Below are 12,338 nucleotides of genomic sequence, written 5' to 3' on the forward strand. Positions count from 1 at the left end.
CGGCCAGCGAATACGCTTGTCGGGGCGCCCGTCGCTCCTATATGCACGCTGACGATGAACGAAAACGCCCCCCGCCTGTGGACGGTCCTGCGTGAGTTGTGGCCCTATGTCTGGCCCAGCCGCCGCGCAGACCTGAAAATTCGCATTCTCATCTCCTTCATCCTGCTGATCCTCGCCAAACTGGCGACGATCGGCATGCCCTACGCGTTCAAATGGGCGACCGACGCGCTCACCGAGCTCTCCAAGGGCGTGGAGGTGTCGCCCGGCCTGATCGCCGGGCCCATCGCCATGACCGTGCTCTATGGCGCGCTGCGGGTCGCCATGGTCGGCTTCACCCAGGCGCGCGACGGCATGTTCGCCAAAGTGGCGATGAATGCGGTGCGCCGCCTGGCGCTCGACGTTTTCGTTCATCTGCACGCCCTGCCGCTGCGCTTTCATCTGGAGCGCAAGACCGGCGCCCTGACGCGCGTGCTCGAGCGCGGCCGCAACGCCATCGAGACGCTGACCCGCCTGGTCATGCTGACCGGCTTTCCAACCATTTTGGAGCTGGCCCTGGTCGCGGGCGTGCTCTACTTCCAGTTCGACGCGCGTTATGTGGGGATCGTGGCGGCGACGGTGGTCGCCTATCTCGCCTACACGTTCGTCGCCACCAATTGGCGGATCGGCATTCGCGCCTCGATGAACGAAAGCGACACCGACGCCAACGCCAAGGCGATCGACTCGCTGCTGAACTATGAGACGGTCAAATATTTCGGCGCGGAAAAGCGCGAGGCCGAGCGTTACGACCGCACCATGGCGCGCTATGAGCGCAACAGCGTGCTGAGCTATGTATCGCTCAACGTGCTGAATTTCGGTCAGGCGCTGATCTTCACCATTGGCATGATCGCGATGATGGCGCTCTGCGTCGTCGGCATCAAGGAAGGACGCCACACCGTCGGCGATTTCGTCCTGCTCAACACCATGATGATCCAGCTCTACCAGCCACTGAATTTCATGGGCATGCTCTATCGCGAGACCAAGCAGGCGCTGCTCGATATCGCCGCCATGTTCGACATTTTGCGGCAGCCGAACGAAATCTCCGACGCTCCCGACGCCCCCGCCCTGGCGGTCAGCGCCGGCGCCGTGCGTTTCGACGACGTGCATTTCGCCTATGACCCCGCCCGGCCCATTTTGCGGGGCTTGAGTTTCGAGGCCCCCGCCGGCAAAACCGTAGCGATCGTCGGCCCCTCCGGCGCCGGCAAGAGCACGATTTCGCGGCTGATCTTCCGCTTTTATCAGCCGCAGCAGGGCCGCATCCTCATCGACGGCCAGGATATTTCCAAGGTTTCGCTGGAATCGCTGCGCGCCAGCATTGGCATGGCGGCCCAGGACAATGTGCTGTTCAACGACACCATCCGCTACAATATTTTGTACGGACGCCCCGAGGCGAGCGAGGAGGAGATGCGGGCGGCGGCGGCCCTGGCGCGGATCGATAAATTCGTCGAACTGGCGCCGGGCGGCTATGATGCGCAGGTCGGCGAACGTGGCCTCAAATTGTCCGGCGGCGAAAAGCAGCGCGTCGCCATCGCCCGCACGCTTTTGAAAGATCCCGACATTCTGGTGCTTGACGAGGCGACCAGCGCTTTGGACACGCTGACCGAACGTGAAATCCAGGCGACGCTCGAGGAGCTTCCGCGCCGGGGCGCAACGATCGTGATCGCCCACCGTCTGTCAACCATCGTCAACGCCGACGAAATCCTGGTCATGGACAAGGGCGCGCTGGTCGAGCGCGGCGATCACGAGACCCTGCTCGCCCAGGGCGGGGTCTACGCGGCCTTGTGGAACCGCCAACTCGCAGAACAGGAGGGGCAGGCGCAGGAAGACATGCCGGTGGTCCCGCCCGAGGAAAAACGCGACGACGAAGAATTGTTTGGCGCATCGCAGATTTAGGCCGATTGCCTTTCGACGGCTGAGCCATTAGCCCTAGTGCCGATATCAGGAGATTGCGCCTTGTCTCTTTCCCCCGTCGAACAATTGAAACGGCACGCCGCGGAGCGCGCCGCCGCGCTGGTGCGCTCCGGAATGAAGCTGGGCCTGGGCACCGGCTCGACGGCCGCCCATTTTGTCGATTGCATCGGCGAAAAGGTCCGCGACGGTCTCGATGTCATTTGTGTCCCCACCTCCGAGCGCACGCGCGCCCAGGCCGAAGGTTTGAACATCAAGCTTTCGACCCTGGATGAAACGCCGGAGCTCGATCTCACCGTCGACGGCGCCGACGAGTTCGATCCGAAACTGCGCTTGATCAAGGGCGGCGGCGGCGCTCTGCTGCGGGAAAAGATCGTCGCCGCGGCGTCGAAGCGCATGGTGGTGATCACCGACGCCTCCAAGGAAGTGGCGACGCTGGGCAAGTTCAAGCTGCCGGTCGAAGCGGACCTTTTTGGGCTCACGGCGACAGCGCGGCAGATCGAAAAAGCGGCCACGGCAAATGGCTGTCAGGGCGCTGTCAGCCTGCGAAAAAACTCAGGCGCGCTGTTCGTCACCGACGGCGGCAACGCCATCTTCGACTGCGATTTCGGCGTGATCCCCGATGCCGACGGACTCGCGAGCGCCCTTAACGCCATTCCCGGCGTGGTCGAGCATGGGCTGTTCATCGGCCTCGCCACCGCTATTATCATCGCCGACCCCGCCGGCATTCGCGTGCTCGGCGATCTCTCGGCCTGAGGACGAAAAAAGTGCGCCGCCTGTTCGCCCCGCTGCTGGTCGCCGCGCTCGCCTTCCCCGTCCAGGCGCAGGAGGAGGACTCGCTGCGGCTGGCGCGGCTGGTGGTCGAAAGCTCGGGGCTGTCGCGCTCGTTCCACGGACTGACCGAGGCCATGCGCGCGGATTTTTCGCGCGCCGCCGTGACGCGGCCGGACCTCGCCGGCGACCTCCAGGCGGCTCTGGCCGACATGCAGCCCGCCTTCGACGCCGAGGCCGACGAGATGACGGGGAAAGCCGCCGCCATTTACGCGCAAAAACTGTCGCGGCGCGAACTCGCGGATTGCGCAGTGTTTTTCGCGGGCCCATCGGGAAAAGCCTATGTCGCGGCGCAGCCGGCGATCCTCGCCGAGCTCGGTCCCATCCTCGAAGACTGGCGCCGCACGGCCTCCGTGACCCTCACCACGAGGCTGCGCGAAAAATTGCGCGCCAAAGGCAAGGATTTTTAGGATGAGCTTCGACCTCGACCTTTTCGTCATCGGCGCCGGTTCGGGCGGCGTGCGCGCCGCGCGCATCGCGGCGGGCCATGGCGCCAAGGTGATGGTCGCCGAGGAATTCCGCATTGGCGGAACCTGCGTCATCCGCGGCTGCGTGCCGAAAAAGCTCTATGTCTATGCCTCGCGTTTCGCCGGCGATTTCGAGGCGGCGGGGAGTTTTGGCTGGCGTCTGGCGCAAAAGCCGACCTTCGACTGGACAAAACTGGTGGCGGCCAAGGAGGCCGAGATCAGTCGTCTGTCAGGGCTCTATGCCGCCAATCTCGGCAAGGCCAATGTCGAGATCGTGCAGGAGCGCGCCGAGATCGAGGGGCCCAACGAGGTGCGGCTGAAAAGCTCGGGCCGGCGCCTCACAGCAAGACACATTCTGGTGGCGACCGGCGGCGCGCCGCAGATGCATCCCGAAATTCCCGGGATCGAACACGCCATTTCCTCCAACGAAATTTTTGACCTGCCGAAATTTCCGCAAAGATTGGTTGTGGTCGGCAGCGGCTATATCGCCGTCGAATTCGCCAGCATTTTTGCCCGGCTTGGCGCGGAGGTCACGCTGCTGTTCCGCGCCGACCGCATTTTACGCGGTTTCGATGATTTTATGCGCGACGGCTTGGCGGAGGCCTTGGCTGCGGCGGGGGTGAGGCAATTAGCCGGCGTGCTGCCAACCTCCATCGAAAAAACTGTTGAGGGCCTGCGCGTCGGCCTTTCCAACGGCGGAACGCTCGCCGCCGACCAGATTCTGGTCGCCACCGGCCGCGCCCCGCACACGGCGGGGCTCGGGTTGGAGAAAGCGGGCGTCGAACTGGACTGGAACGGCGCGGTCCGGGTCGATGCGGAAAGCCGGACCAATGTGCCGTCGATCCATGCGGTCGGCGACGTCACCCACCGCATCAACCTGACGCCGGTGGCGATCCGCGAGGGCCATCTTCTGGCGGACCGCCTGTTTGGCGGCGGCATCCAAATGGTCGATTACGATTTCATCCCCACCGCCGTCTTCACCACGCCGGAAATCGGCACGGTCGGCCTCCCCGAGGATTTGGCGCGCGAGAAATTTCAGACTGTCGATGTTTACCAGACCAGCTTCCGCCCGATGAAGGCGACGCTCTCGGGTGGGTCTGAGCGCACGCGCATGAAAATCGTCGTCGATGGCGACAGCGACCGCGTGCTCGGAGTCCATATTCTGGGCGAGGACGCCGGCGAAATCGTGCAGGCGCTCGCCATTTCGCTGAGGCTGGGCGCGAAAAAGGCCGATTTCGACGCCACCATGGCGTTGCATCCGTCCGCGGCCGAGGAATTGGTCACCCTGCGGACGCGGACGGCGCGCTACACGCGCGACCAGTAGCCCTGCGAGGCGGAGGCGGAGCCTCCGTCTCGAGGGCGCGCCGCTATGCGCGCAGCGAGGCGATGTCGATGACGTAGCGATGTCTCAGGTCGCTGTTCGCCATGCGCTTGTAGGCCTCGTTGATCTCCTGGATCTTGATCGTCTCGATCTCGGCGTGAATGCCGTGCTTGCCGCAAAAGTCCAGCATTTCCTGGGTCTCGCGGATGCCGCCGATGATCGAGCCCGCCACGGAGCGCCGGCCGAAGATCAGCGGCACGGTGTCCACGGGGTCCTTGCCCTTGCCGATGAACCCGACCAGAACCAGCGTCCCGTCGAGCGCCAGCGTAGGAATATAGGGGTTCACATCGTGGTCGTTGGGGGCGGTGTCGATGATCAGATCGAAGCCGCCCGCCACCGCTTTCATCTGCGCCCTGTCCGTGGACAGCACCACATGATCGGCGCCCAGGCGCCGCGCGTCGGCCTCCTTGCTCGGCGAGCGGGTGAACAGGGTGACATGGGCGCCCAGCGCCTTGGCGAGTTTCAGCGCCATATGGCCGAGGCCGCCCAGGCCGATCACCCCGACGCGGCTGCCCGCGTGAACCTTCCAATGCCGCAGCGGCGACCAGGTCGTAATGCCCGCGCATAGCAGCGGCGCGGCGCCGGCGAGGTCGAGCGCGTCGGGGATGCGGACGACGAATTTTTCCGAGACGACGATTTGTTCCGAATAGCCGCCATAGGTCGGCGTCCCGTCGCGGCGGTCGAGACTATTATAAGTGTAGGTGGGGACCGCCTCGCAATATTGCTCCAGCCCCTGCCCGCAGGGCTCGCAGCTCTGGCAGGAATCCACCATGCAGCCGACGCCGACGCGGTCGCCGACCTTGAAGCGCACCGCTTTCGGCCCGACCGCCGAAACGATGCCGATGACCTCATGGCCGGGCACCATCGGATAGATCGAACCGCCCCAGTCATTGTCGACCTGATGCAGGTCGGAATGGCAGACCCCGCAGAATTTCACGTCGATCTGCACATCGTCCGCGCGCAGGGCGCGCCGGCTGAAACGCCAGGGCGCCAGCGCCTGCTTCTCGCCGGGGGCGGCGAAACCGAGAACTTCCATCAACGACTCCCGTCAGTGGCCGGCTTGCGCCGGCGGCCTGGACGGAAAATAGGATGAAATTCTCATGACGCCCACGCGAATTTTGCAATTCCCGCTTTGCGTCAGATCGTCTGGTTGTAGGCGCCCACTTCCGGATTTTCGCGCAGCACGGCGTCGACCGCCTTGAACATGGCGTGCAGATTCGCGCCGGAAGCCGGGCTTTCCACAACCACGACCAGCTCCGGCTTGTTCGAGGAGGCGCGCACCAGACCCCAGGTGCCGTCGGCGACGGTGACGCGCACGCCGTTGACTGTGACGAGGCTGACAATGTCCTGGCCGATGATCTTTTCGCCGGCGGCCTGCATGGCCTCGAAGCGCGCAATCACGCGGTCGACAACCTCATATTTCACCTCGTCGGCGCAATGCGGCGACATGGTCGGCGAGCCCCAGGTTTTCGGCAGGTCGGCATAGAGATCGGCCATGCTCTTGCCGGGGTTGCGGTCGAGCATGTCGAGCACATGCACCGCGGTGAGCAGGCCGTCGTCATAGCCGCGGCCAATCGGCGCATTGAAGAAGAAATGGCCGGATTTTTCGAAGCCGGCGAGCGCCTGAAGCTCGGTGACGCGGCGCTTGATGTAGCTGTGCCCGGTCTTCCAGTAATCGGTCTTGACGCCATGGGCGAGCAGCATGGGATCGCTGGCGAACAGGCCTGTGCTTTTGACGTCGACCACGAACGTGGCGCCCCGGTGCAGTTTGGAGAGATCTCGCGCCAGCATGACGCCGATCTTGTCGGCAAAAATCTCCTCGCCGTTATTGTCGACCACGCCGCAGCGGTCGCCGTCGCCATCAAAGCCCAAGCCCACGTCGGCGCCGGTTTCGCGCACCTTCGCCGCCATGGCGTGCAGCATCTCCAAATCTTCGGGATTGGGATTGTAGCGCGGAAACGTGTAGTCGGGGGTGACGTCGAGCGGGACGACTTCGCAGCCCAGGCGCTCCAGAAGCTGCGGCGCGAAGGCGCCGGCCGTGCCATTGCCGCAGGCGGCGACCACCTTGAGCTTGCGCTTCAGTTTTTTCCCGGAGGCGAGATCGTCGAGATAGATGCGGCCAAAGTTCTCGACATATTCGTAGGAGCCGCCGGACCGGCTTTCAAAGCGCCCGGCGAGCACGATGTCGCGCAGCCGCCCCATTTCGTCCGGGCCAAAGGTCACCGGACGCTGCGCGCCCATTTTGACCCCGGTCCAGCCATTGTCATTGTGCGAGGCCGTGACCATGGCCACCGCAGGGCAATCCAGCGCGAACTGGGCGAAATAGGCCATGGGCGACAGGGCCAAGCCGATGTCCACCACTTCGACGCCGCCGGACATCAGGCCGCAGATCAGCGCCTGCTTGATCGACAGCGAATAGGAGCGGAAATCATGGCCGGTGGCGAGGCGGGGTTTGACGCCCATTTCGTGCAGCAGCGTGGCGAGGCCGAGGCCGAGCGCCTGCACGCCCAACAGGTTCAGCTCCTTGCCGAACAGCCAGCGCGCGTCGTATTCGCGAAAGCCGGTGGGTTTGACCAGCGGCAGGCGCTCATATTCGAAGGTGTTCGGCTCGAGGACGGCGACGGGTTTGGGCAGCATGTGGGACTCGCAAAGCGAAAGGCGGGCGTGGAATAGCACGTTTGTCCGCGCGTCGCAGGGACGAACCCCTCATCCGGCGCGCTTTGCGCGCCACCTTCTCCCGCCATAGGGCTTCCGAAAGGACGCCCGTCGGCCGACGGGCTATGGGGAGAAGGAAGCGCGCGCCGAAAACTCGTGCTTATGCGCGGTGATAAACGTCCTCGATGCGGACGATGTCGTCCTCGCCGAGATAGGAGCCGGTCTGCACTTCGATCAGCTCCAGGTCGATCTTTCCCGGATTGACCAGCCGATGGACGCTGCCTATCGGCAGATAAATCGACTCGTTTTCGTGCACCATCAATGTGTCGGCGTCGCGCGTGACTTCGGCCACGCCACGCACCACGATCCAGTGCTCGGCCCGGTGAAAATGCTTTTGCAGCGACAGCTTATGGCCGGGCTTGACGACGATGCGCTTGACCTGATGCCGGTCGCCGCCGTCGATCGACTGGTAATAGCCCCAGGGCCTGTAGACGCGGCGATGCTCCTGCGCCTCCTTGCGCTTGCGCCGCTTCAGCTCGTCGACGAGTTCCTTGACCTTGTCGCCATATTGCGCGCCGAGGACCAGCACGGCGTCATCGGTGGTGACGACAATGACATCCTTGACGCCCAGCACCGCCGTCAGCGTGTCGTCGGCGCGAACGTAGCAATTCTCGCCGCCCACCACGACGCCATGGCCGCGCACGGCGTTGCCGCGATCGTCCTTGTCCGAGAGCTCCCAGACCGCCTGCCAGTTGCCGACGTCCGACCAGCCGATGTCGGCGGGAATGACGGCGGCGTGCGAGGTGCGCTCCATCACCGCATAGTCGATCGAGGTTTTCGGCGCCTTGCCGAAAGCGGCCTTGTCGAGCGCGAGAAAACCCAGATCCGTCCTGGCCTTGGTGAAAGCTTCTGCGGCGGCGGCGGCGATTTCCGGCTCGAAGGCGTCGAGTTCGCCGCGCATCACATCGGCGCGGAAGAAGAAATTGCCGGAATTCCAGAGATAGCCCTGCGCGATGTATTTTTCCGCCGTTTTGGCGTCGGGCTTTTCGACGAAAGCCTCGACCTTGGCGACGCCCGATTCGGCGACGGCGACGGCGCCGGGCCTGATGTAGCCATAGCCTGTGGCGGGACCGGTGGGCGTAATGCCGAGCGTCACGATATGGCCCTGGGCCGCCGCCTCAGCCGCCTTCACGCACAGGGCCTGAAAGGCCTCGATCTTCTGCACCACATGGTCCGCGGCGAACACCGCGACCACGGAGTCCGGCGCGCGGGCGGCGGCGATTTCGCAGGCGATGGCCACGGCAGCGGCAGAATCGCGGCGCTCCGGCTCAAGCACGATCTGCCCCTGAACCCCGATCTGCGCCATCTGCTCCTGCACGAGAAAGCGGTAGTCGTGGTTGGTGACGATCACCGGCGCGGCGAAAGCCTCCGCATTCAGGCGCAACAAAGTGTTTTGAAAGGTGGAGCGCTCGCCGAGCAGAGCAATGAATTGTTTGGGCATGCTTTCGCGCGAGGCGGGCCACACCCGCGTGCCCGCGCCGCCGCACATGATCACTGGAATGATTTTGTTCATGCATCCCCCGCATCGCGTATCGCCAAGGATTAGCCCTGCAATACGGCTCCCACAAGACATTCTCGTCGCCACAACCGGCGGCGCGCCTACGCGGCTTCGCTTTCGGCCAGCAGCCGCGCCTGATGGTCGGCGATCAGCGGATCCAAAATCTCGTCCAGCGCCTCGCCTTCCATGACCTTGTCGATCTTGTAGAGGGTGAGATTGATGCGGTGCTCGCTGACGCGTCCCTGGGGGAAATTATAGGTGCGGATGCGCTCGGAGCGATCGCCGGAGCCGACCTGCGCCTTGCGATCGGCGGCGCGCTCGGAGTCCAACCGGTTCCGTTCAAGGTCGAACAGGCGCGAGCGCAACACTTCCATGGCCTTGGCCTTGTTGCGGTGCTGCGAGCGCTCCTCCTGCATCATCACCACAATGCCGCTGGGGATATGGGTGATGCGGATCGCCGATTCCGTCTTGTTGACGTGCTGGCCGCCGGCGCCGCCGGCGCGCATCGTGTCGATGCGCAAATCGCCTTCGTCGATGGCGAGATCGACCTCCTGCGCCTCGGGCAGCACGGCGACGGTCGCGGCGGAGGTGTGGATGCGCCCCTGCGTTTCGGTCGCGGGCACGCGCTGCACGCGATGGGTGCCGCTTTCGAATTTCAGCCGGGCGAACACGCCCCTGCCCTGGACCTGGGCGATGATTTCCTTGAACCCGCCCGCCGTGCCCTCGCTCGCGGACAATAGCTCCATCTTCCAGCCGTGGAGCGCCGCATATTTCTGGTACATGCGAAACAGGTCGCCGGCGAACAAAGCGGCCTCGTCGCCGCCGGTTCCGGCGCGGATTTCCAGGATGGCGCCTTTTTCATCCGCCGCGTCGCGCGGCAGCAGCGACAGGCGCAGGGCGCGCTCGGCTTCGGCGAGTTTTTCGCGCGCCCCCGGCAATTCTTCCGAGGCCATGGCGCGCATGTCAGCATCGGCGGACGACGTCAGGCCTTCGAGATCGTCGACCTCCGTCAGCAGCGCGCGATAGGCGCGGATCGAGGCGGCGACCGGCTCGAGATCGGCGAGTTCGCGCGACAGGGCCGAGAACGCGCTCGCATCGCCCTGGGCGAGGCGATGTTCGATCTCCTCATGGCGGCGCAGAATGATGTCGAGTTTTTCGGCAGGAAGCATCTGGACTTGCTAATGCGCGCTAGAGCGGAACGCAATGCGCTTCGGCAAAAGCCTGCAATTCCCGCCGAATGGAAAAACTGTGATCGAGCCGTTCGATCATCGGCATCAGCAGCGCGTTGAGCGCGCCGAGATCGACGGCGCGGATCGCGGCCTTGACCGGGCCGATCGACGAGGGCGTCATCGACAGGCCGCGAAAACCGATCGCCGCCAAAGCCAGCGCCTCGAGCGGCTTGCCACCCATTTCGCCGCACAGGGTCACGGGTTTCTCGTATCGGGAGGCGACGTCGACGATGGATTTCAGCGCCCGCAGATTGGGGGCGGAGAGATCGTCGAAGCGCGCGGAGACCCTTTTGTTGTCGCGGTCCGCCGCGAACAAATATTGGGTGAGGTCGTTGGAGCCGACCGAGAGGAAATCGGCGAGTTCGCAGATTTCGTCGAGCTGCCACAGCAGCGAGGGCACCTCGACCATGACGCCCAGTTGCAGGTTGCTCGGCGTCTTGTAGTCGTGCCGGCGCAAGAACTCCATCTCGCGCACGCAAATGTCGCGGGCGGCGACGAATTCGCTGGTTTTGGCCACCATGGGGAACATGATGCGCAGCATCCGGCCTTCGGCGGCGCGCAGCATGGCGCGGATCTGCATGCGCAGCAGTCCAGGACGGTCGAGGCCGATGCGGATCGCGCGCCAGCCGAGCGCCGGATTCTCCTCCTCGACCTTGGCCATATAGGGCAGGACCTTGTCCGAGCCGATGTCCAGCGTGCGGAAGGTCACGGGAATATTGCCCACGGAATCCAACACTTTGCGATAGAGCGCATATTGCTGGGACTGGCGCGGGAAGCTCGGCGCGACCATGAACTGCAATTCGGTGCGGAACAGGCCGATGGATTGCGCGCCCACCTCTTCGGCGTGCTGGCAGTCGATCAGCAGGCCGGCATTCATGTGCAGGCCGATCTCCACCCCGTCCTTGGTGACGGCGGGGACATCGCGCAGCTTGTGATATTGCTCGCGCCGCCGCGCCCGCAGCCGCGCTTTTTCGCCGTAAGCGGTTTCGACATCCGGCGGCGGCCGCAGCTGCACCTCGCCGGAGCCGCCGTCGACGATGATGGCGTCGCCGGTTTCGACGAGGTCGGTGACATTCGGCACTTCGCCGACGGCGGGAATGCCGAGCGCGCGGGCGATGATGGCGACATGGCTGGTCGGCCCGCCATCCTCCAGCACCAGGCCGCGCAGATTGGCGCGCTCATAGTCGAGCAGCGAGGCCGGCCCCATGTTGCGGGCGACGAGAATGGCGTTGTCGGGCAGCGCGCCGCCATGGGGCGGGGTGACGCCGGTGAGCTGCTGCAGCAGGCGATTGGCGAGATCGTCGAGATCGTGCAGACGCTCGCGCAAATAGGGATCGGTCTGGCGCTGCAATTTGGCGCGGGCGTCGTTCTGGACGCGCTCGACCGCCGCTTCCGCCGTCAGGCCGGAATCCAAGGCTTCGCGCAGCCGCCGCATCCAGCCGCGATCATTGGCGAACATGCGCACGGTTTCGAGCACGTCGCGGTGCTCGCCGGCGCCATAGCGGTCGCCGCGCGCGATCAGCACGTCGATCTGCTCGCGCATGGCCTGGATCGCCGCGTCGAGCCGGGCGTTCTCGGTTTCAAAACTCTCGGCGACCAGTTGCTTGACGATGATGCGCGGCTCATGCAGCACGACATGGCCGAGGCCGACGCCTTCGGAGAGCGGCGAGCCCACCAGCGCCATCGGCTTTTGCAGGCTCAGACTCTGGCCGGGCGCGGCCAGCGACTGCAGCTCGCCCGAGGCGATCATTTCGGCCAGCAGCATGGCCGTGGTCTGCAGCGCCTCGACTTCCTCTTCCGAATAGGTGCGCCGCGCCCGGTTCTGCACGACGAGGACGCCGAGCGTATTGCCGCCGCGCAGGATCGGCACGCCGAGGAAACTTTGATAGACCTCTTCGCCCGTCTCCGGGCGGTAGCTGAAGGCGGGATGGGCCTGGGCGTCGGCGAGCGCGAGCGGCTCGGCTTTTTCCGCGATCAGGCCGACCAGGCCTTCGCCTGTTGTCATGGTGGTGAGGTGGACCGCCTCGCGGTTCAGACCCTCGGTGGCGTAGAGCTCGAGCTTGCCGTCGGAGCGCAGCACATAGACCGAGCAGACTTCGGCCACCATATTGGCGGCGATATGGATGACGATGCGATCGAGGCGCGCCTGCGCGCTCACCGGCTCCGCCATAACCTCGCGAAGCCGGCGCAGAAGCAGACGAGGTCCGCCCAAACCGCCGCGCATTGTGCCGTCCTGTCTGGAACGCGCGGAAAACGCGCTCCTCATAACGTTC

Annotated in this window: 9 protein-coding genes; 4 read left to right on the forward strand and 5 right to left on the reverse strand. The window is 64.8% G+C overall.

Going from position 1 to position 12,338, the window contains the following annotated elements; translation table 11 throughout:
• Positions 1 to 54 precede the first annotated feature (54 nt).
• The 4 genes from M2320_RS17960 to gor are packed head-to-tail and all read left to right on the forward strand — an operon-like array spanning position 55 to position 4,566.
• Entirely contained in the window at positions 55 to 1,929 is a 1,875-nt protein-coding gene (locus M2320_RS17960; protein WP_264598454.1) for an ABCB family ABC transporter ATP-binding protein/permease, read from the forward strand.
• Positions 1,930 to 1,989: 60 nt separating this feature from the next.
• The gene (rpiA, locus tag M2320_RS17965; protein WP_264598455.1) at positions 1,990 to 2,700 is read left to right on the forward strand and encodes a ribose-5-phosphate isomerase RpiA; all 711 of its coding nucleotides are present in this window, start codon (positions 1,990 to 1,992) and stop codon (positions 2,698 to 2,700) included.
• Between the two features lie 11 nt (positions 2,701 to 2,711).
• A complete protein-coding gene (locus M2320_RS17970; protein ID WP_264598456.1) occupies positions 2,712 to 3,185 on the forward strand; it encodes a DUF2059 domain-containing protein in 474 nt (157 codons plus the stop codon).
• A gap of 1 nt (position 3,186) precedes the next feature.
• Positions 3,187 to 4,566: a glutathione-disulfide reductase gene (gene gor, locus M2320_RS17975; RefSeq protein WP_264598457.1), complete on the forward strand. Its 1,380-nt coding sequence runs from the start codon at positions 3,187 to 3,189 to the stop codon at positions 4,564 to 4,566.
• A gap of 43 nt (positions 4,567 to 4,609) precedes the next feature.
• Here gor and M2320_RS17980 read toward each other — a convergent pair whose 3' ends face one another.
• From M2320_RS17980 to ptsP, 5 genes are all read right to left on the reverse strand, one after another.
• Positions 4,610 to 5,659, reverse strand: a complete 1,050-nt coding sequence (locus M2320_RS17980; RefSeq protein ID WP_264598458.1) for an NAD(P)-dependent alcohol dehydrogenase — start codon at positions 5,657 to 5,659, stop codon at positions 4,610 to 4,612.
• A 101-nt stretch (positions 5,660 to 5,760) separates the two neighbouring features.
• Positions 5,761 to 7,260, reverse strand: coding sequence for a phosphomannomutase/phosphoglucomutase (locus M2320_RS17985; RefSeq protein ID WP_264598459.1), 1,500 nt, complete (start codon positions 7,258 to 7,260; stop codon positions 5,761 to 5,763).
• 178 nt (positions 7,261 to 7,438) lie between these two features.
• Positions 7,439 to 8,851 (reverse strand): mannose-1-phosphate guanylyltransferase/mannose-6-phosphate isomerase, encoded by a 1,413-nt coding sequence (locus M2320_RS17990; RefSeq protein WP_264598460.1) that lies wholly within the window; start codon positions 8,849 to 8,851, stop codon positions 7,439 to 7,441.
• Between the two features lie 86 nt (positions 8,852 to 8,937).
• Positions 8,938 to 10,005 (reverse strand): peptide chain release factor 1, encoded by a 1,068-nt coding sequence (gene prfA, locus M2320_RS17995; protein WP_264598461.1) that lies wholly within the window; start codon positions 10,003 to 10,005, stop codon positions 8,938 to 8,940.
• Positions 10,006 to 10,024: 19 nt separating this feature from the next.
• Complete coding sequence (ptsP, locus tag M2320_RS18000; RefSeq protein ID WP_184426600.1) at positions 10,025 to 12,289, reverse strand: phosphoenolpyruvate--protein phosphotransferase; 2,265 nt, start codon at positions 12,287 to 12,289, stop codon at positions 10,025 to 10,027.
• Positions 12,290 to 12,338: the final 49 nt, after the last annotated feature.

The organism is Rhodoblastus acidophilus (genome assembly GCF_025961575.1).
Lineage (GTDB): Bacteria > Pseudomonadota > Alphaproteobacteria > Rhizobiales > Beijerinckiaceae > Rhodoblastus > Rhodoblastus acidophilus_C.